Annotated in this window: 22 protein-coding genes and 1 tRNA gene; 6 read left to right on the forward strand and 17 right to left on the reverse strand. The window is 64.2% G+C overall.

Annotated elements, in window-relative coordinates:
• The first annotated feature begins 86 nt into the window (after positions 1-86).
• Positions 87-434 carry a YciI family protein gene (locus LSG43_RS02505; protein ID WP_231801029.1) on the forward strand — a complete coding sequence of 116 codons (348 nt, stop codon included), beginning with the start codon at positions 87-89 and terminating at the stop codon, positions 432-434.
• 45 nt (positions 435-479) lie between these two features.
• On the opposite strand, the gene LSG43_RS02510 is transcribed toward LSG43_RS02505, so the two are convergent.
• Together LSG43_RS02510 and LSG43_RS02515 are read right to left on the reverse strand one after the other, a co-directional pair.
• A complete protein-coding gene (locus LSG43_RS02510; protein WP_231801031.1) occupies positions 480-1,088 on the reverse strand; it encodes a dihydrofolate reductase family protein in 609 nt (202 codons plus the stop codon).
• 141 nt (positions 1,089-1,229) lie between these two features.
• A complete protein-coding gene (locus tag LSG43_RS02515; protein ID WP_231801034.1) occupies positions 1,230-2,450 on the reverse strand; it encodes an MFS transporter in 1,221 nt (406 codons plus the stop codon).
• Positions 2,451-2,628: 178 nt separating this feature from the next.
• On the opposite strand from LSG43_RS02515, the gene LSG43_RS02520 reads away from it, so the two are divergent.
• Positions 2,629-3,123, forward strand: a complete 495-nt coding sequence (locus tag LSG43_RS02520; RefSeq protein WP_231801036.1) for a winged helix-turn-helix transcriptional regulator — start codon at positions 2,629-2,631, stop codon at positions 3,121-3,123.
• A 97-nt stretch (positions 3,124-3,220) separates the two neighbouring features.
• On the opposite strand, the gene LSG43_RS02525 is transcribed toward LSG43_RS02520, so the two are convergent.
• From LSG43_RS02525 to LSG43_RS16670, 4 genes are all read right to left on the reverse strand, one after another.
• Positions 3,221-6,031: a VWA domain-containing protein gene (locus LSG43_RS02525; protein WP_231801037.1), complete on the reverse strand. Its 2,811-nt coding sequence runs from the start codon at positions 6,029-6,031 to the stop codon at positions 3,221-3,223.
• Between the two features lie 115 nt (positions 6,032-6,146).
• On the reverse strand, positions 6,147-6,986 hold the full coding sequence (locus tag LSG43_RS02530) for an amino acid ABC transporter permease (RefSeq protein WP_231801038.1): 840 nt from the start codon (positions 6,984-6,986) through the stop codon (positions 6,147-6,149).
• Between the two features lie 65 nt (positions 6,987-7,051).
• Positions 7,052-7,849: a transporter substrate-binding domain-containing protein gene (locus LSG43_RS02535; RefSeq protein ID WP_231801039.1), complete on the reverse strand. Its 798-nt coding sequence runs from the start codon at positions 7,847-7,849 to the stop codon at positions 7,052-7,054.
• Positions 7,850-7,988: 139 nt separating this feature from the next.
• A complete protein-coding gene (locus LSG43_RS16670; protein ID WP_439651991.1) occupies positions 7,989-8,348 on the reverse strand; it encodes a YegP family protein in 360 nt (119 codons plus the stop codon).
• 126 nt (positions 8,349-8,474) lie between these two features.
• On the opposite strand from LSG43_RS16670, the gene LSG43_RS02545 reads away from it, so the two are divergent.
• Positions 8,475-8,756 (forward strand): Rdx family protein, encoded by a 282-nt coding sequence (locus LSG43_RS02545; protein WP_231801040.1) that lies wholly within the window; start codon positions 8,475-8,477, stop codon positions 8,754-8,756.
• Positions 8,757-8,939: 183 nt separating this feature from the next.
• Entirely contained in the window at positions 8,940-9,572 is a 633-nt protein-coding gene (locus LSG43_RS02550) for a peroxiredoxin (RefSeq protein ID WP_231801041.1), read from the forward strand.
• Positions 9,573-9,632: 60 nt separating this feature from the next.
• On the opposite strand, the gene LSG43_RS02555 is transcribed toward LSG43_RS02550, so the two are convergent.
• Genes LSG43_RS02555 through LSG43_RS02570 form a run of 4 tightly spaced genes read right to left on the reverse strand, consistent with a single transcriptional unit; the run spans position 9,633 to position 11,655 of the window.
• Positions 9,633-10,220 carry a DUF2799 domain-containing protein gene (locus LSG43_RS02555; protein WP_231801042.1) on the reverse strand — a complete coding sequence of 196 codons (588 nt, stop codon included), beginning with the start codon at positions 10,218-10,220 and terminating at the stop codon, positions 9,633-9,635.
• Positions 10,221-10,249: 29 nt separating this feature from the next.
• Positions 10,250-10,654: an MmcQ/YjbR family DNA-binding protein gene (locus LSG43_RS02560; RefSeq protein ID WP_231801043.1), complete on the reverse strand. Its 405-nt coding sequence runs from the start codon at positions 10,652-10,654 to the stop codon at positions 10,250-10,252.
• Complete coding sequence (gene msrA, locus LSG43_RS02565) at positions 10,651-11,304, reverse strand: peptide-methionine (S)-S-oxide reductase MsrA (RefSeq protein ID WP_231801044.1); 654 nt, start codon at positions 11,302-11,304, stop codon at positions 10,651-10,653. Before msrA ends, LSG43_RS02560 begins: the two co-directional genes overlap by 4 nt.
• Before the next feature lie 24 nt (positions 11,305-11,328).
• Positions 11,329-11,655 carry a hypothetical protein gene (locus tag LSG43_RS02570; RefSeq protein WP_231801045.1) on the reverse strand — a complete coding sequence of 109 codons (327 nt, stop codon included), beginning with the start codon at positions 11,653-11,655 and terminating at the stop codon, positions 11,329-11,331.
• A gap of 291 nt (positions 11,656-11,946) precedes the next feature.
• Between LSG43_RS02570 and LSG43_RS02575 the strand changes: the two genes are divergently transcribed.
• Positions 11,947-12,036 (forward strand) — tRNA-Ser (locus LSG43_RS02575).
• Positions 12,037-12,160: 124 nt separating this feature from the next.
• On the opposite strand, the gene LSG43_RS02580 is transcribed toward LSG43_RS02575, so the two are convergent.
• The gene (locus LSG43_RS02580) at positions 12,161-12,352 is read right to left on the reverse strand and encodes a hypothetical protein (protein ID WP_231801046.1); all 192 of its coding nucleotides are present in this window, start codon (positions 12,350-12,352) and stop codon (positions 12,161-12,163) included.
• An 88-nt stretch (positions 12,353-12,440) separates the two neighbouring features.
• Between LSG43_RS02580 and LSG43_RS02585 the strand changes: the two genes are divergently transcribed.
• Positions 12,441-13,334: a LysR substrate-binding domain-containing protein gene (locus LSG43_RS02585; protein ID WP_231801049.1), complete on the forward strand. Its 894-nt coding sequence runs from the start codon at positions 12,441-12,443 to the stop codon at positions 13,332-13,334.
• A gap of 2 nt (positions 13,335-13,336) precedes the next feature.
• Here LSG43_RS02585 and LSG43_RS02590 read toward each other — a convergent pair whose 3' ends face one another.
• The 6 genes from LSG43_RS02590 to LSG43_RS02615 all read right to left on the reverse strand — a co-directional run bounded on the left by LSG43_RS02590 (position 13,337) and on the right by LSG43_RS02615 (position 19,595).
• The gene (locus LSG43_RS02590; RefSeq protein WP_231801050.1) at positions 13,337-14,491 is read right to left on the reverse strand and encodes a metal ABC transporter permease; all 1,155 of its coding nucleotides are present in this window, start codon (positions 14,489-14,491) and stop codon (positions 13,337-13,339) included.
• A 3-nt stretch (positions 14,492-14,494) separates the two neighbouring features.
• Positions 14,495-15,622, reverse strand: a complete 1,128-nt coding sequence (locus LSG43_RS02595; protein ID WP_231801052.1) for a metal ABC transporter permease — start codon at positions 15,620-15,622, stop codon at positions 14,495-14,497.
• Positions 15,622-16,428 (reverse strand): metal ABC transporter ATP-binding protein, encoded by an 807-nt coding sequence (locus tag LSG43_RS02600; protein ID WP_231801053.1) that lies wholly within the window; start codon positions 16,426-16,428, stop codon positions 15,622-15,624. Before LSG43_RS02600 ends, LSG43_RS02595 begins: the two co-directional genes overlap by 1 nt.
• Positions 16,429-16,508: 80 nt before the next feature.
• The gene (locus tag LSG43_RS02605) at positions 16,509-17,489 is read right to left on the reverse strand and encodes a metal ABC transporter solute-binding protein, Zn/Mn family (protein ID WP_231801054.1); all 981 of its coding nucleotides are present in this window, start codon (positions 17,487-17,489) and stop codon (positions 16,509-16,511) included.
• A gap of 128 nt (positions 17,490-17,617) precedes the next feature.
• Complete coding sequence (locus LSG43_RS02610) at positions 17,618-18,250, reverse strand: GNAT family N-acetyltransferase (protein WP_231801058.1); 633 nt, start codon at positions 18,248-18,250, stop codon at positions 17,618-17,620.
• Entirely contained in the window at positions 18,240-19,595 is a 1,356-nt protein-coding gene (locus LSG43_RS02615) for a beta-N-acetylglucosaminidase domain-containing protein (RefSeq protein ID WP_231801060.1), read from the reverse strand. The genes LSG43_RS02610 and LSG43_RS02615 overlap by 11 nt, the downstream gene beginning before the upstream one ends.
• Between the last annotated feature and the right edge of the window lies 1 nt (position 19,596).

A 19,596-nucleotide genomic window follows, 5' to 3' on the forward strand; every position in this document is an offset into this window, starting at 1 on the left:
TTTCGATAGCCGAAATGTCGATCCCCACGCTTGCGCGTCGTCCTGTGTTCAGGCCCAATCCCGGGTCCGGACTTGGAGAACACGCAATGAAATATATCGGCATCGTCAGAACCGCCAACCCCGAAGCCCTCGGTGAGCCGCCGGCGGCGCTCATGGAGGCGATCGACCGGCAAGGCAAGGAGGCGGGCGCGAAATTCCTCGAAGGCGGGCCCATGTTCAAGACCGGTCTCGGCCGTGTCCGCGGGGGTAAGCTGACGCTAGACGGTCCGTATGCGGAAACAAAGGAAGTTGTCGCCGGCTATGCGATGTACGAACTCGAATCCGACGCGGAAATGATCGAATGGACCCGCGCCTTCCTCGATCTCCACCGCCAGCATTGGCCGGAGTGGGAAGGCGAGGTGGAAGTTATCGAGCTTGTGAACGCCGTAGGCTGAGCCGACCGAAAAAACGCAGGGGTACCGCAAGGTGCCCCTGCGTTTTCAGTCAAATGAGCCTGTCTTCACCTCGCCGTCCCGTGCGTACCGGCTCATCACCACACCCGAAGGCGAGTGCGCGGTCGCAACCAGCGACCATCCGCCCGCCGTCGCATTGGCGTCGAACAGCCTCTTGCCCGCTCCCAGCACCACCGGATAGGTGAGCGTGAACATCTCGTCCACGAGATCGTGCGCAAAGAGCGTCTTCAAAAGCATTGCGGAGCCTTGCGTCAAAAGCGGCGCGCCATCCCCCGCCTTGAGTGCATTGATCCCCGCCACCGCATCGCCGGCGATCACATGCGTGTTCCGCCAGTCGCTCGAAAACTCCGTGTCGTGCGTGACGACATATTTGGTGACCTCCCCGAAGCGCCGCCCGATCTCCATGTCCTCGTGCTCGGGCCAATACCCCGCAAAGATGTCATAGGTCTTTCGCCCCAAGAGCAGGTCGAACGGCGCACGGAATACGTCGCCCAGCCACGCGCCGCTGATCTCGTCGGCATGCGGCGCCACCCAGCCGCCATACGCGAACCCGTCCGAAACGTCCTCCCGGGGCCCGCCCGGCGCCTGCATCACGCCATCGATGCTGATCATCGCCCCGACTATCAGTTTACGCATTGGAATTCTCCTTCCACTGCCGGGGCCCATGCCCCCCTGTTCGATCATAGGACGCGCGAGCGTGTGCCATCCCGACAGCGGCCGGGCAAAAACAAAGGGCCAGCGTTCCCGCCGGCCCTATGTCTCGTTGAAAGCGGCAAGTTAAATCGGCTGCGCGACGCCTTCAGGCCCGCCGCCTTCCTTCCGGGCCGGCGGGAAAGCCAGCGCCATCGCCGCCGCTCCGATCCCCACCGCCGCCGATGCGATATAGAGCCAGTGATAGGTCCCGAATGTATCGTAGAGCCATCCGCCGCCTACCGGCCCGAACGCCATCCCGATAGCCGACGTCATCGTCGCCGCGCCGAGCACCGTGCCCATCACATGCGCCCCGAAATAGTCGCGCGCGAGCACCGCATAAAGCGGCATCACGCCGCCATAGGCCATCCCCAGCACAACCGCGAGCATGTAGAATTCGGTCAGTTGCGTCACATAGATATAGCTGTAGATCCCGACCGCCTGCAGCGCCAGCCCGGCGATCAGCACGCGCTTGACCCCCAGCCGGTCCGCCAGAACCCCGAAGATGAGCCGCCCGAAAAGCCCCGAAACCCCCTCGACGCTATATATGCTCGCCGCCGCCAGAGGCGCGGCCCCGCAGATCATCGCATAGCTCACCGTATGGAAAATCGGCCCCGAATGCGCCGCGCAGCACAGGAAGAACACCGTCGCGAGCACGATGAATTGCGGCGTTTTAAGCGCGGCAAACGGCGATCCGCCCGATGCCGTCGCCGCGGCCGCTTCGCCGCCGCCGGCCGCGCTTGTCGCCGGAGCGGGCCGGACCAAAAGCCCCGCCGGCACCAGCAGAATGAGCGCCCCCACGGCGATCATCGTCATCGCAGACCGCCATCCATAGCTCTCGATCAAAAGCGCGGCAAACGGCGTCACCACCATCGGCGCCACGCCGACGCCGATCGAAACCAGCGACACGGCAAGGCTTCTGTGCTTGTCGAACCAGCCGATCGTCGCCGCCATCAGCGGGGCAAAAAAACCACCCGCCGCCGCGCCGCAAAGCCCGCCATAGGCGAGTTGAAAAACGAGCAGGTCGGTCGCCCGGCTGGCGATCAGCAGCCCGGCCACCAAAAGCCCGGCGGCCATCATCACCACCGGCCGCGCGCCGATCCGGTCGCTCAGCGTGCCCCAGCCGAACCCGGCCACACCCATGACGATGAACGCCACGGTCATCGCCATCGAAATCCCCGCCCGCGACCAGCCGGTATCGGTCTCGATGGGGGTAAGATAAACGGGCAGGGCGAACATCGCACCCATCGCCACGCACGTGATCAACGCGCCCGCGGCTACGATGACCCAACCGTAATTCCGTTCCATGATCGGTCTCCCTCCGAAAAGCTGTCCCCAATAGACGTCCCGCCAGCACCCATCCCGACACGTCCGCCGGAAAATTCTCCAGCTTGCCGGGCAGGGGGCAATCCACTTGCATTATGCAAGGTGTGTACACATGCAGGAACCGCTTGTAAACTGCAAGTGAATCAAAAAAGGAGCCCCCATGGATCAGCGGTCCGGATGTCCGATAAACCTTTCGGTGGAGCTGTTCGGCGATAAATGGACCCTCGTGGTCCTGCGCGACATTATGTTCGGCAATCTGCGCACCTATGGCGAACTCCACGCCAACTCACTGGAAGGCATCGCCACCAACATCCTCGCCGACCGCCTGAAACGGCTGACCGCCGCTCGCCTTCTCACGGCCGCCCCGGACCCGGCCCACAAACAACGCACGATCTACAGCCTCACCGACGAGGCCATAGCGCTCGTCCCGGTCATGGCCCAACTGGGCGCCTGGGGGGTAAAACATCTCCCCGCCGTATCCCCCCAACTTGCCGCCCGCGCCATCGCGCTCGAGGACGGCGGCCCGGCGATGTGGCGCGATTTCGAGGCGGAGTTGCGGTGGCTACACCGGGGGGCAGCAAAGCCGGACCGGTCCGTGCTGGCGGAACTGGATGCGGCCTATCGGGCAGCGGAGGGCGCCGGGCGAGCGCAATAGGTCACGCAGCGCTGACGCTTGCAGTGCCGGAAATCCGCCGGGCATCTTAGGGGCGCCCGGCGCCCCATTTGAGCGCGTCTTCGACCTACCGGCGCGACTATTCCACGGTGACGATGGCCCGCCCCAGCACCGCGCGGCCGGGAATGTCGAGATAGCGCACCTCGTAGCGTCCCGGCTCCTCGGGTACGGTGAAGGTCACGGCCTGTTCGGCTCCGGCCGGTTTCACGTCGATCCACGTGAAGTCCGCCTGCTCGGCTCGCGCCAGCGCCACCCGCTGGTCCGCGCTGTCGGTCCCGCCGGTCCAGGTCACCGTGATTGTCGCTCCCGGCGCCGCGGTTTCGGGGACCTTGAGCGTCGCGCCCTGGCTGAGCGCCGCGTCCGCGGCGATCACCTCGAATCCCGTGCTTGCCGCGGTCGCCCGGCCCGAATCAAGGACATAGCGCACTTCATAGAACCCCGGGGCCTCCGGCGCCTCGAACTCGGCCTCCGCCGCGTCACGGGTGCGCACATAGTCGCCCGTCGCCCCCGCCTCGGCCCCCGCGGGGACGATGGTGATAAAGTCGCTGGCATTGACCGTCCCGGTCCAAGATACGCTGAACCGGTCCCCCGCGCGCACAGTCTCGGGCGCGGAAACGCTCACCTCCGGCGCCGTCAATTCGACGCTTGCGCTCGCCATCGTCCGGCGGCCCTCGTCGAGAACGTAGCGGACCTCGTAAAGCCCGGGCTCCCCTGGCGCGGTCAGTTCCCCCTCGGCCGCGTCGCGGACCCGCAGGTAGTTGCCCACCTCGCCCTCGTCGGCGCCGGCGGGCACGATGCCCACAAAGTCGTTGCCGTTGACCGTCCCGGTCCAGCTCACGTCGAAACTGGCGCCCGCGACGACGCTTTCGGGCGCCGAAACCGTAATCTGGGGCTCGGCAACCTCGACGCTTGCGCTCGCCATCGTCCGCCGGCCTTCGTCGAGAACGTAGCGGACCTCGTAAAGCCCCGGTTCCCCTGGCGCGGTCAGTTCCCCCTCGGCCGCGTCGCGGACCCGCAGGTAGTTGCCCACCTCGCCCTCGTCGGCGCCGGCGGGCACGATGCCCACAAAGTCGTTGCCGTTGACTGTCCCGGTCCAGCTCACGTCGAAACTGGCGCCCGCGACGACGCTTTCGGGCGCCGAAACCGTAATCTCGGGCTCGGTCACCTCGACGCTTGCGCTCGCCATCGTTCGGCGGCCCTCGTCGAGAACGTAGCGCACCTCGTAAAGCCTCGGTTCCCCTGGCGCGGTCAGTTCCCCTTCGGCCGCATCGCGGACCCGCAGATAATTGCCCACTTCGCCTTCATCGGCGCCGGCCGGCACGATGCCCACAAAGTCGTTGCCGTTGACCGTCCCGGTCCAGCTCACGTCGAAACTGGCGCCCGCGACGACGCTTTCGGGCGCCGAAACCGTAATCTCGGGCTCGGTCACCTCGATGCTTGCGCTCGCCATCGTTCGGCGGCCCTCATCGAGGACGTAGCGGACCTCGTAAAGCCCCGGTTCAGCGGGGGCCGTCAGTTCCCCTTCGGCCGCATCGCGGACCCGCAGATAATTGCCCACTTCGCCCTCGTCGGCGCCGGCGGGAACGATGCCCACAAAGTCGTTCGCGTTAATGACGTTCGACCAGCTCACGTCGAAGACGCTCCCCGCAGTGACAGTCCCGGGCGCCGACACCGAAACCTCGGCCTCGACAACCTCGACGCTGGCGGTACCGAGCGTTCGGCGGCCCTCGTCGAGGACATACCGCACCTCGTATAGTCCGGCCGCCGCCGGCGCCACGAGGTCGCCTTCGCGTCCGTCTCTGACCCGCAGATAGGTCCCCACCTGGCCTTCATCCGCACCCGCCGGCACAATGCCGACAAAGTCGTTGGGGTGGATCGCTTCGCTCCAGGTGACGTCGAAAGGCGCCCCCGCCGTCAAAGTCGCCGCGACGCCCAGGTCGACCGTGGCATCCACCACCTCGATTGGCGCCGCCCCGACGCTTTCGCGCGTCGCGTCGAGCACGTAGCGCACCTCGTAAAGCCCCGGCTCCGCCGGTGCGATCAGCTCGCCTTCGGTTTCCCCGCGCACCCGGATGTAGTTGTCCAACGCATCGGTATCCGCATCCGCCGGTACGATGGTGACGAAATCGGTGTCGGCGACCGCCTCGCTCCAGCCGGCCATAAACGCCGAGCCCACCACCACGCTCTTGGGCGCCGTCACGTCGATGCGTGCCGTGATCTCCGGTTCGGGTTCGGGCTCCGGCTCGGGCTCCGGATCGGGTTGCTCCTCGATGACGCTCTGCACTTGCGCGAGCGCGTCCCCCAGTTCCTCGGCATCCGCCGCCGGCAGGAAGATCCCGCCGGTATTCTCGGCGATGCAGGCAAGCTGTGCCTGCTCGTCGCTCGCCACGTCGAACCCGATCACATGCGTTTTAAAGGCGATCCCCTGCTGCGCCAATTGGCTCGCCAGCGCGCACGGATCGGCCTCGCAGTTTTCGATCCCGTCGGAAATCAACACCACGGTTGCCGGGTTCTCGCGGTAAGCGAGCGCTTCGGCCGCGTGCTCCACCGAGGCCGAAAGCGGCGTGCGCCCCAGCGGGTTGATGGCATTGACGACGTCGAGGAAGCGCGATTGCTCGAGCGTGCCCACCGGCACGACGGTTTCGATATCCCCGCAATCGGCCTCCCGCCGGTGCCCATAGGCCACGAGCCCGATATTGTTTTCGGGCGCCCAGCCCTCGACGAGGTCCGCCATCACCTCGCGGGCGATCTCGATCTTGGTCATCCCGTCGATCTGGCCCCACATCGAGCCCGATGCGTCATAGACCACCATGACGTCCTCGGCCCCAACCGTACTCGCGCTCAAAACCGCTACACCGATAACGACCGGAAATGCCGCCTGCCGGATCATGATACCGTCCCCTCTGCTGCGGCCGGGCAGGTCCCACCACCCCGCCATACTGGTGGCGGGATGATGGCAGGCCCAGCGCCACGGTCAACCTCGATGTTAAAGGGCAATTTACGCGCTAGCGCTCGCCTTGCCGCCCACGCGCCATTCTGTGCTCGAGCGCGCGCACCAGAAGCGAAAGCGAGATCGTCATGGTGAGGTAAAGGAATGCGACCACATTGTAGGTCTCGAAAAATTTGAAGCTCGAGGCCGAATAGACCTTGCCCAGCTGGGTGATGTCCTGCACCCCGAGCGCCGAAACAAGCGCGGAATCCTTGATCATCGAAACGAAGTCGTTGCCCAGCGGCGGCAGGATGGTCCGGATCGCCTGCGGCGCGATGATCAGCCGGAATGTGTGCCAGCGCGAAAGCCCCAGCGAGCGCGCCGCCTCGATCTGCCCTTTCTCGACCGCCTCGATCCCGGCCCGGAACACCTCGGCGATGAACGCCGAATACCCGATCGTCAGCGCAAAGATCGCGCGCCAGGTGAGGTCGAAATTGCGCACCGTCAGCGCCGGCATGGCCCCCGCATCGATGAGCGGCGACGCAGCCCAGTTGAACGCTTCCACCAGCGCCGGCGCTCCGACGAAGGCGACGTAAAAGAGCAGGACGAGGATCGGTATACCCCGCACGATCTCGGTATAGAACGTCGCGATTTCCCGCAGTACCCGCACCGAGGAGGTTCGCGCCATTGCCACCGCTAGTCCCAGCAGGCACGCCAGCGCAAACGCGATGAAGGTCACGTAGAGCGTGGTGATCACGCCGCCCGAAAGCGTGCGCCAGATCTGCCGGTAATCGCTATCCGCCACGATCGCCCAGCCTAAAATGACGCCGAGCAGAATGATGGCCAGCAGCCAGTAGGGGATGATGTCGCGGCGCTTGCGGTGGGGATTGGCGCGGGGCTTTTGAAAGGTCGTCATCGCGGGCCTAAAAAGATGCCGCGGCGGGAGGTCCGCCGCGGCTCGGTACGCATCGCGCGGGCGCGCTACTGCGCCGCGTTATAATCAAAGAACCATTTCTGCTCGAGCTCGGCCAACGTGCCGTCCTCGCGCATCTGCGCCAGTGCCGCATTGACGGGTTCGACAAGATCGGACCCGGGCGTGAAGATGAAACCGAACTGCTCGGTGCCCATCGGCTGGTCGATGACTTTGAACGCGCCAGGATTGGCGCCCATATACCCGGCAGTCGAGGTGGCATCCATCAGCACCGTATCGACGTCGCCCGCGCCGAGCGCGGCTACCGAAGCCCCGAAGGTCTCGAAGAGCTTGATGCGCGGATTGGCTTCGTCGCCATCGAGGAGGTCGTAAACGGCGACGTAGAAATTGGTCGTCCCGGCCTGGGCGCCCACAAACAGGTTCTCGTCGGCGGCGAACTCTTCGGGCGTTGCGAACCGGTCCTCATCCGCGCGCACCAACATGAACTGCTCGCTGGTTAGGTACGGATCGGAAAAATCGATCTGCGTCGCACGTTCCTCGGTGATCGTGATGCCGTCCATACCGACGTCGTATTGCCCCTCGCGCACGGCCTGGATCATCACGTCCCAGCTCGCGAGCTCCCACTGAACCTCGGCATTGAGCCGGTTGGCGATTTCGTTGAAGAGGTCGTATTCGAGCCCGATCCCTTCGCCGGTCTCCGGATCGGCAAAGTTGAGCGGCGTATAAGCGTTCTCGGTCACCGCAACGATCGTGCGGCCGCCAAGGTCCGGAAGCTCCTGAGCATTGGCGGATATGGCAAGGCCGGCCAACAGGGCGCCGGCAAGCGGCAGGCGGGTGAAAATCTTCATGATGGTCTTCGAGCTCCCCAAAAAGCAAATCCGGCCCGCCCGCGCACGGCTTGCACCATGCGGCGGGCCAACCGCGTCACACTATGACCGGACCGGGGCTCCGGTCCAGTTCGATTTCACAGGTGAAAGGCCTGGTTGATTACGTTTCGACCGGCGCGTCCGGCGCGTTCTTCTGGATCGAGGCGGCGCAATTGATGGCGTTGCGCTTGTCTGTGTAGGTTTCCGAGATCACCATCGTCTCGCCATTGGACGCAACGAAGCGCACGAAAAACTCGCCGTTCTTGGACGGTGCGATTTCGAAACGGTAGCCCTTGCCCTCTTCATCCTTGGTCAAGTCGACGATCGCCGCCCCAGGAGCGTTCTTCTTGAGCGAATCGATGCAGTTGGTCGCGCTCGATTTCGCCTTGTAGCTTTCCGACCAGACCATGATTTCGCTGTTGTAGAGGAATTGAACGCCGAACTGGTCATCCTTGCGGTCGACAATCTTGAACTTGTGCATTTTCCCTCGATCTCCAAATCGTTATTGTCGCGCCGCATGGGTCGTGGCGGCACGGTCCAGTTTGATCACCTACCTTAGCGAAGGCAACCCTGTCCTTGTCCAGTTCAAGCCTTTCGGAGCTCCTCGATGACCGGTAAGCCCGTGATCGCCATCACCTATTGTACCCAATGCAACTGGCTCCTGCGCTCGGGTTGGATGGCCCAGGAACTGCTTTCGACCTTCGGCGCGGATCTGGGCAGTGTCGCGCTGGTTCCGGGAACCGGTGGCATATTCGAGATCGCCATCGATGGGGCGCTGGTTTGGGAACGCAAGCGCGACGGCGGCTTTCCTGACGTCAAAACCCTAAAGCAGATCGTCCGCGATCATATTGATCCCGATCGCGATCTCGGCCACACCGACCGCGTCTGACACCGATTTGCGCATCGGCCCGCGATTGTGGCAACGCACTCGCGCCTAAACCCGGATAAAGGCCAAAATGTTTCCCGGTGTCATGATGGCTTCGCCACGCCCGATCACCATATGATGGGATGGCAGCGCGCGGCGACCGGGAGGCTAACGGCAACGCCACGCTATCCAAGAAGGAGTATTGTTATGCCCATCCTGATCGGCGATACCGCCCCCGATTTCGAAGCCCAGACCACCGAAGGTCCTATCCGTTTCCACGACTATATCGACGGCCATTGGGCGGTGCTGTTCTCGCACCCGAAGAATTTCACCCCCGTCTGCACCACCGAACTGGGCTACACTGCCAAACTCAAGCCCGAGTTTGAAAAGCGCGGCGTCAAGGTGCTCGGGCTTTCTGTCGACAAGCTCGAAGATCACGCCGGGTGGGCCAAGGATATCGAGGAGACCCAGGGCGCGGCGCTCAACTTCCCGCTGATCGCCGACGATGGGACGGTCGCAAAGCTCTATGACATGATCCACCCCAATGCCAACGACACGTTGACCGTGCGCTCGGTCTTCGTTGTGGGGCCGGACAAGAAGGTAAAGCTCAAGATCGAATATCCCGCCTCGACCGGCCGGAACTTCGACGAGGTTCTGCGCGTCATCGACAGCCTGCAACTGACCGCCAACCACCAGGTGGCTACTCCGGTCAACTGGAAGAACGGGGAGGATGTCATCATCGTCCCCGCAGTGTCCGACGAGCAGGCCAAGGAAAAATTCCCCCAGGGCTGGAATGCCGTGCGCCCCTACCTGCGCATCGTCAAGCAGCCCGGCGCATAACGCTCGCCGTCTCTCCAGAGGCAGAAAAAGGGGCCGGTTCCCGGCCCCTTTTTTTGTGTCTTAGTAGGAAATGCCAAGACGGCTCAGCCGCTGCTCCTCAATCCGCCGGATATCGGCCAGCCGCCGTTCGGCGGTGCTGATGCGGTTCTGCGCCAGCCGCAGGTCCGATTGCAGAAGCATCGCCCGCAGCCTCAGAGCCTGCCGCTCGCCGTCTGTCAGCCCCTCCTGCGCGATCTGATCGATCAGGCTGTCGAGCTCGCTTTCGGCGGAATTGTATTGCGCCTCGAGGTCGTAAACCTCCCTGGCTGCCGCGTAGACCCGCTGGAAGCTCACCCCTAATTCGCCTTCGCAGACCCCGTAATAGGTGTCCCCGTCCCGTCCCGCCTCCTCGGCACGGTCGAGCCGGCAATAATGGGTAAGCCCCCATTGCCGTCCGGCCTCGTAGGACTGCCGGTCGAGCGTGATGCCATATTCAGAACACGCCGAGATATGCTTGTCGACATAGCTCGCGGGCCGGCCGTTCGCCCCGTCGGCGATCCCGATCGAGCGCCAGTCGCCCGTCTGGCACTCGGCCTCCGAAAGCGTGGCGCAGGACGCCAGCACGGCGCCGGCGATCAGCACCGCAAGAAAAAGAAAGATCGGCTTCATGGATCGCGCCTCCCGGTCAGCTCGCGCGATTATGCTCGGTCCGGTCCCCGATGCAAGCGGCTCTGGAGCCCGAATTGTGCCCGCACGGCGCGCGTGAGTTTTGCGGCAACAAGCCCGTGGGCCTGCGTGATGTAGGCGCGGATGTCGTCCTCGCTCAACGCGCTCCCGGGTTGCACCTGCACCCATTTGGCACGCGCAAGATAGGGCGCCGGCCGGACGCCGTCGAGCGTCGGCAGCATCTCAAAGCTCATATCCGAGCACTTGAACGCGATCGCCGGGGCTTCGGTGGACCAGCTCGAAAGGATCGCGAAAATCTTGCCGCTACCTGGCGCGCCGACCTTTCCCACTGAGGCATCGCCCCACTGGTGCACGATTTCGACCGCGGGCAGCGCGGCAATCATCGCCTCGAACTGCGCGCGGTCGAACAGGGTCATGCGTTTGCCGGGATCGGGCAGGCGACGCCCGTGCCCTTGAGCCCGCAATACCCGTTAGGGTTCTTGGCGAGATATTGCTGGTGATAGGTCTCGGCAAAATAGAACGGCTCGGCGGGTGCGATTTCGGTCGTGATCGTCCCGCGCCCTGCCGCTTCGAGCTTGCGGTTATAGGCCTCCCGGCTCGCCTTGGCCGCGGCAAGCTGCGCATCGGATGTCGTATAGATCGCCGAGCGGTACTGCGTGCCCACGTCGTTCCCTTGCCGCATGCCCTGGGTTGGGTCGTGCGCTTCCCAGAACGTCTTGAGCAGGGTCTCGAGCGAAACCGCTTCGGGGTCGTAGACGACCTTGACCGCTTCGGTATGCCCGGTCATGCCCGAACAGACCTCCTCATAGGTCGGGTTGGGCGTCACCCCGCCCTGATAGCCAACGGCGGTGACGTGGACGCCCGGCAGCTGCCAGAACAGCCGCTCGGCGCCCCAAAAGCACCCGAGCCCGAAATAGACCGTCTCCAATCCCTCGGGATAGGGGCCCTTGAGCGGCCGCCCGGAAACGAAATGTTCGCGCGCAACCGCCATTTCGGTCGCGCGGCCGGGCAGGGCGTTCTCCCGGTCGGGCAAGGTGTCGGGTTTGGAAAAAAGCGAAAAGATCATGCGCCGGCTCCGCGTTGGAGAAGGCTAGAGCTGGTCGATGCTGACGACAGTGCGCCGGCGCGTTTTCGAGCGCCCCAGAAGCAGGAAGATAATGGCGATACCGCCCAGCACGGCCCAGCCCGGCCACGCCAGTAATGTGGTCAGGGTCGGGTCCCAGAGCAAGGGATGCACGTTTTCTTGAACGGCGGTGCGGGCGCTTTCGAGCGTCAGGGGGGCGATCTGCGCGATCCAGTTGCCCAAGGGCGTGGCGACATACCCGTTCGCTGCCAGCATGCGTGTGCCGTCCGCCACCAGCAGGATCAGCGCCAGCGCCAGAAAGACAAGACCGACAATCCGAAAAAAAACCCGCATGCGTTCTCCATACCCTTACGGGGCCCGCCGCGCCGCGGGCACACCGAGCATTTAGGCATGCCTCGACTTAAGATCAAATCCTAAGCGTTAGAATGGTTTACGCGCGCGCCGGGCGCCGGCGGTCCGCCGGCACAAGGCAAAGCAGACCATGTTTCGAAGCCCGTCTCACCGAATTTTTCGCGAAAATCGCTTCCGTACTCTTCACATCGGCGTCAAACCCGGATAATCGGGCACACGGCGTTCCTGGGGACGCCCGACGAGCAGGCCGTGCGCGCACGGCTCTGCCGATGCGGAGAGATGGCCGAGTGGTCGAAGGCGCACGCCTGGAACGCGTGTAGGCGGGCAACCGTCTCGAGGGTTCGAATCCCTCTCTCTCCGCCATAATTCAACCTGCAACCCCTGCCGGCCTTTGCCGTTGCGCTGGTTTCGGCGCCACGATTGGGAGCGATGACCCGCTCCCTCGATACAAGGCACGATCCAGACCGCGGCCGAAGAGGGCTGCTGGTTATCGATAAAGATAGGGGCGTGGACGGGCGTCGGGCTCCGCGGGCAACCCGATATCGTGGCGCAGCCAGCCATTGCCCGGCAGGGCCTCGAATTTACGGGTGTGTTGCAGCCGGACCGGGTTCCGGAAAAGCCGGAAAACCTTGGACATTGCGCCGATGTAAGGCATCTGGGGTATAGAGCTGTCGAACATGATCGTCACTCCTTTTTAGTGCCTTGAGTTGACAACGCCGCGTGCCTCGGGTCCAACTAAAATCCATCGACATCCATAAGGTGGATTTATGGATAACCTGCCTCCCCTCAGCGCCATCCGCGCCTTTGAGGCGGCCGCGCGCCACCTCAATTTCACCGCTGCGGCAGACGAGCTCGCGATGACGCAAGCCGCCGTCAGCTATCAGGTCAAGCTCCTGGAGGAGCGTCTCGGCGTAAGGCTTTTCGACCGGCGCAAGCGCAAGGTGGAGTTGACCGAGGCCGGCGCCCGCCTTGCGCCCATCGTCACGCGCAGCTTCAACGCCATGCGCGACGGCATTGCCGCCCTCAAGCAATCGGACGACGGCGTGTTGACCGTGAGCGCCGTAACCTCTTTCGGTACCAACTGGCTGGTTCCGCGACTGGGTGATTTTCAGGCGCAATATCCCGACATCGTCGTCCGCCTCGATATCAGGACCGAGTTGGTCGATTTCGACCTCGAGCCTGTCGACGTTGGTATCCGGGCGGGCAGGGGCGTCTGGCCGGGTACGCGCGCGCACAAACTGCGCGACGTCGCCTTCTGCCCGATGATCGCGCCCGAGCTTCTCGGGCGATTGGGGAAAGACCCCAGCCCGGCCGATATCCTCAAGCTCCCCCTCATCGATCCTACGGACGACTGGTGGGCCATCTGGTTCGACGCCGCCGGCGTGCCCGGCGCCGAGGTGCCGACCGGCCGTGGCCTGCAGGTCCTCTCCCAGCATCTCGCCGGCCGCGCCGCGATCGCGGGGCAGGGCGCCGCCATTCTCGAGCCCACGCTTTTTGCCCAGGAGCTGGCTTCAGGTCTCCTGGTCCAGCCGTTCGATATCCTCGCCTCGCGCGGCTACGCCTATTGGCTGGTCCATTCCGAGGTCAAAGGTCAATCCGCCAAGATCAGGCAGTTCCGCAAATGGATCGAAGGTTGCCTTGCCGCCGAGGCGGCGGGTTGACGCTACCGCATGGTTTGCGTGCCGGTCCCCTGTGCCCAAGGCTCCAGGATCTCCCGCGCCAGCGCCCGACCGCGCGGCGTGAGCGCCAGAAGCTCGCCCTGCCGCTCGATGAGCTTCTGATCGTAGCTGCGCAGGAGAACGTTCCGGGCCTTCGCTTCACCCCACAGCAGGTGCTCGCGCAACGCCGCCGCAACGTTCTCCTCGCCGGCTTCCGGCCCGCCTTCGTGGTTGTATAGGTGCACCGCAAGCGTGCGGCATTCGTTGACATAGGCCTGGTTGCGCCGCCGCAGGACCTGCGCGATGAGCCCGTATCGCGGCCCGAAGAGGAACGCGAGCGAGAGGAAGACGCCGGTCATCACCGCCATCATGCCGCCGATCGAAACATTGAGCGCAACCGCGAGATAGTAGCCCGAGACGCTCGAAAGTATGGAGACGAGCGAACCCAGCCCCAGCATCAGCCACAACCGGTCGGTCAGAAGATAGGCTGCCGAAGGCGGTACGATCACGAAGGCGATGAAGAGCACCGCGCCCACAGAGTCGAACGCCGCAACCGCTGTTGCGCTCGTCAGCGCCAGCAGCGCGTAAAAAATTACGCCCGGCGCGAACCCCAGCGCCTTGGCCAGCGCCGCATCGAAGGTCGAAAGCTTGAGTTCCTTGTAAAAGAGCGTGACGAAGGCAAGGTTGACCAGCGTCATCGCGCCCATCCAGACGAGCGACTGGGGAATATGCAACCCCCAGAGGTCGAAGGTGTCGAGCCAGACGAAGCCGATCTCGCCCAGAAGGACGGTATGTTCGTCGATATGGACGTCCCGCGCATAAAGGTTGAGCAACAGCACGCCGATCGAAAACAGCACCGGAAAGACGATCCCGATCGCCGCGTCGTTCTTCACGCGCTGTGTATTCGCGAGGAGTTCGGTGAGAAATACCGTTAGAACGCCCGCCAGCGCCGCGCCGAGGATTTGAACCGGCCCGCTCTGCTGGCGGGTCAGAAGCCAGACGACGACGATCCCGAACACGATGGAATGGCTGATTGCGTCCGACAGCAGCGAATTGCCGCGCAGGACGAGAAAGGTACCCACAAGCGTCGCCGCGATCCCCACGAGCGCGCCGGTCAGCATGATCATCAGGGGGACGTTGTCGAAAAAAGCCGCCAGCATCGCCTAGCCTTCCTGCTTGCCCAGTTCGGAAAGCACCCGCTCGGCCTCGGTAATGCCCGAAGGCGTCAGCACCCAGTGCGGCGTCATTTCCGGCGCGTGCTGGACCTGCTTGATCTGCCCGCGCGCCTCGAGCCGCTTGAGCACGCGCGTCGTGCCCACGCCGTGATAGGCGTCGACCATCGCCTCTTCGGCGGGATAGTCGGGATTGTCGTGATGCGCGGCGAGCCGATAAAGCGTGGTCAGGACGCGCGCGCCGCGCAATCGCCTGCGGTTCTGCGCCTGCCGCATCGCCTCCCAGAGGAGCCCGCGCCCCGGCGCGATCATGAGCGAAACGATGACGGCGGCGGACGCGGCGAGAATGATCAATGGCCCCGTCGCCAATCCGCGCCCGAGCGCGCTGATCACCGCGCCCAGGATCCCCGACGCCATCCCGATCAGTGCCGCCAGCACAACCATGGTTTCGAGCCGGCTGGCCCACTGCCGCGCGGCGACCGCCGGCGCGATCACCATCGCTGCCATCAGGACGACCCCGACCATCTGCAGCCCGACGACGACCGCAAGCGCGATCATCACCGTGAGTGCCACTTCGAGCGCGATAACGGGTAACCCCAGCGAGCGCGCGAACACCGGATCGAAGGAAACGAGCTTGAACTCCTTCCAGAAGACGACGACCAGCGCCAGCGCGACGACCGTCACCCCGCCCATGACCCAAAGGTCGCTCCTCAGGATCGCGGCGGCCTGCCCGAACAGAAACGAGTCGAGCCCGCCCTGCGCGGCGTTGCCCGAGTTCTGGATGAAGGTCAAAAGTACGACCCCGAGCGCGAAAAAAACACTCAGGGCCGTGCCCAGTCCGGCATCGGTCTTCAGCCGGCTGTTGCGGGTCAGAACCAGCATGAAGAGCGCCGCCGCCGCCCCGGTTATGAGCGCGCCGGCGAGGATGGCACCCATGTCGCGCGTCCCCGCGATGATGAACCCCAGGCACACCCCCGGCAGCGCCGCGTGCGAGAGCGTGTCGCCCAGAAGGCTCTGCTTGCGCAGCACGGCAAAGCTGCCCAACACCCCCGAAATGATCCCCAGAAGCGCCGCCCCCATGGCGACGTTCTGGATCGTATAGTCGAGCAGGAATTCCATCAGGTCCGCTCGCCGCTCATCGGCACGACCTCGCCCTGTGGTTTCTCGGCGAGGAACGTCTCGGCCTCCAGAAGCGCAATCTGGCCGCCATACGCCTTGCGCAGGTTGGACGCGGTATAAACCTCCGAAACCGGCCCCTGCGCCACCACGCGCACGTTCACGATCAAGAGCCAGTCGAAATAGCTCTTGACCGTCTGCAGGTCGTGATGGACCACGATCACGGTCTTGCCCTGGTTCCGCAGCGTCCTGAGAATATCGACGATGGCCCGCTCGGTCGTTGCGTCCACCCCTGCCATCGGCTCGTCGAGGAAGTAGACGTCGGCCTCTTGCACGAGCGCGCGCGCAAGGAATACCCGCTGCTGCTGCCCGCCCGAAAGCTGGCTGATCTGCCGATCGGCGAAATCCTGCATGCCGACCATCTCGAGCGCGGCGAACGCCTCGGCGCGCTCGGCCTTCCCCGGCCGCCGCAGCCACCCCAGCTGCCCGTACAGCCCCATCGTCACCACATCGAGCGCGGTGGTGGGGAAATCCCAGTCGACGCTCGAGCGCTGCGGCACGTACCCCACGCGCCGCCGCTGCGCCTTATAGGGCCGCCCGAAGATCGTCACGTGCCCCGCCGTTGGCTGCACGAGCCCCAGGATCGATTTGATGAGCGTGGATTTCCCCGCCCCGTTCGGCCCCACGATCGCCGCCATCACGCCCGGCGGCACGTCGAAGTCGATGTCCCAAAGAACGGGCTTGGAGTGATAGCTGACCGTCAGGTCTTCGACATGGACGGCGAGATCGGGCTCGTGCAATTGGCTCAAGGTGAGGTGCCTTACGTTCGTGCGGAAGCGCTGGGATGGCCACGCGCTTCCGGTGCGTTCGAAGATACGGTCAGTGGGGCCTATTCGGCAACGCCCCACTCGCGGGCCCACGCGGCAAGCGCCTCGGGCAGCGGTGCCGGCGTTCCGCCCAGGGCCTCTGTGATGTGCAGCGTGTTCTCGTAGATCATCCCGACATAGGTCCCGCCGGCGGTCCCGGCTTCGCCCATGGCGTCCGAATAAAGCTCGCCGCCGATCTCGATCCTGTGGCCCGCTTCCGCCGCCGCATCGATCACCGCCTGAATGGTCCGCGGATTGATCGTGCTTTCGATAAAGACAGCCGGTACGTTGCGCGCCGAAACCGTCTCGGCCATCTCCCGGATATCGGCGATGCCGGCCTCGGACTCGGTGCTGATGCCCTGGATGCCCGCGACCTCGATCCCGTAGGCGCGCCCATAGTAGTTGAACGCGTCATGCGCCGTCACGAGAATGCGCTGCTCTTCGGGGATCGAAACGATGCTTTCTTCGACCCACCCGTCGAGCGCTTCGAGCTGCGAGACATATGCGTCCGTATTGGCCGCGACCGTATCGGCGCAATCGGGTCGCAGCTCGGCGATCTGCCCGGCGATCGTCGGTGCGATCTTGGCCCAGAGCGAAACGTCCATCCAAAGGTGCGGATCGATCCCGTAGATATCCTCCACGCTGATCAGGTCCGCCGGCGGTATGGACGCGGGCGAGATCGCTACGGTGGGCGTGCGCTCGGAAAACCTTTCGAGCACGTCCCCGAGCTGCCCTTCGAGCGAATAGCCCGAATATAGGATCAGTTCGGCGTCTTGGAACGTTTGCACGTCCCGTGCGGTGGCCTGATAAAGGTGCGGATCGACGCCCGGGCCCATAAGCGCGATGGAATCCACGCATTCCCCGCCCACATTGGAGGCGACATCGGCGATCATGCCAATGGTCGAGACCACGTTGAGCGGTGCGTCCTGTGCGGAGGCGTTCAGCGGCACACCGGCGGTGCCGGCGAGAATGGTGGAGGCGAGAAGAGTTCGAGCAAGAGACATGGCGGCGGTATTTCCTCTATCGGGTTCGTCGTCATCTCGATGGGATATGGAATTCCCGCGCGCATGTCAATGCAAATGCGAACGATTTGCAATAAGGTCGAGCAGACCGCCAGCTTTCGGCCTTCCGCCTAGCGCAGGGCCTTCACCATCCAGCACGCATCCGGCACGTCCGCACCGCGCAGACGCCTGAAGCCGATCTTCTCGTAGAACCGGATCGCCCGCTCATTGGATGGCGCGACGCCCAGATGGAGGCCCCGGACATGCGCCGCGCTCAGCCGACCGATCAGGATGTCCATCATCCGCCGGCCCATCCCGGCCCCTTGCGCGCGCGGAAGCAGGTCGATGTGTCCGTGCGCCGGATAAGCGGCGAGCGCAGGGTGCGTAAGTTCGGGCGGATGGTGAATATGGTACCGCGCCCAGTCGCTGCCGTGCCAGCCGGACCGCTCCGGCCCGGGATCGCGCAGCCGCGCCCGCAACGGGGGATACCAATCGGTCAAAAGGCGCTTCTCGAACCGAGCGGTATCGGGCGCACCCAGCACATAGCCGCATACGCCGTCCGCATCTTCGAGAACGAAGGCGTAGTCGGGCTCGAACACCTGATAGGGCACCGCATAGATCAGCCCCAACAGGTCCGGATCGTCCTCGATCGCGCTGGCATCGCCCCCCGCATCGCCGGTCTTGAGGCAGATCGCCTTGAGTGCATCCTGGTCGCCCGCGTTCGCCCACCGCAGGGTGAACCCGTGGCCCAAGTCAAAGCTCATGAAAATATCTTCCGCTGCTGTCACGGCGCAAAAGCTCCTGGATCGCGGCGGAAAATCCCCGCCGGTAGAAATTGTAGATGCGGTCCTGACCGGGAAAGACGTCGTCGGGCCCTGGCCCCTCGTCGAGCCATTCGAGATAGCTCACCATATGCGTGATCTCCTCGCGCGCCTCCCAAAGGTAAGGATGCAGCGCATGGAACAGGTTGCGATCTCCGATTTCGGTCAGGCTTTCGAAGACCATCACGATCTGATCGCGCAGGTCCCGCATGGCGCAAAGATCGCCTTGCCACTGCTTGCCCATCGGGTCGGGCCATCGCGCGCCCAGCATGCGCCGCAACCGCGCCAGCGCCTCCTCGATCGCTGGTCCGCATGCGAAGGGCTGATAGAAGAGCGAAACGAGAAGGGCGATGTCCGCCGCCGGCAGCGTTTCCCGGTGCGGCCCGAATGCCGGCGCAAAAGCGCACCGCCACGCGGCAATGGCCTCTTCAGTGGCGCTCTCGGGCGTATAGTGTGGGTCGGTCAGGAACTGGCCAGTGGTCGCCACGGGTACGAAATTGGCGGCGCACTCGTTGTTGGGGTTGATGACATAACCCGCCACGTGTTTGAGAACGCCCCGTTCCCGCCCGCCAAGCGGCCCCAGATGAATACGGCGGACGTCGTAGTCGTTGACGTGGAAATTGTCCCAGATCACCGGCTTGCGGCCGAGGACGTCGGCGACCGCTTTCATATGGCTTGCGGTGATTTTTTCGGAGACGATCTCGGGCCCGGTCCAGAAGACGCCGATCTCGGGCGCGAGCGTTTCTCCGAGCGTCCGCAGATATTCGGAAGTCGCAACGTCGCCGTCGGCGAACCGTTCGCAATATTCAGTCGGACAAAAGAGCAGTTGCCCACCGTCCCGCACCGAAAGATGCGCGTGTATCGCGTTGGCGACATGCGCCTGGGCAGCGGCGAAGGATTTGAAATGCGGAACATCCTTGATCGGCAGGGCGCTGGGAATGTCGTCGAAAAGCAGAACGAAGTCGCGGATGCCCAGCGCAAGCAACTGGTCGATGCGTGCCGTCAGCGCGGTCAGTTCGGCTGGGTCCGAATAGGTGATGTCGAGGCACGGTGCGATGGCCACGAAAAACGTGATCCCCCGCTTGCGCGCGGCCGTGTTGAGGTTGACCAACCCCTTGCACATCGCTTGGTCGTAGGGCACGCGCCATCGCGCCCGCACATGCACGTCGTCCTTGGGCGCGTAAATGAAGCAGTTCATCCCCGCGCTCTCGATCCAGTCGAGCATGGTTTCCCGCTCTGCCGGGGTCCAGGCTTTCCCATAAAATCCCTCGATGACACCCGAAAGCATC

This window comes from Pelagibacterium xiamenense (assembly GCF_021166475.1).
GTDB lineage: Bacteria > Pseudomonadota > Alphaproteobacteria > Rhizobiales > Devosiaceae > Pelagibacterium > Pelagibacterium xiamenense.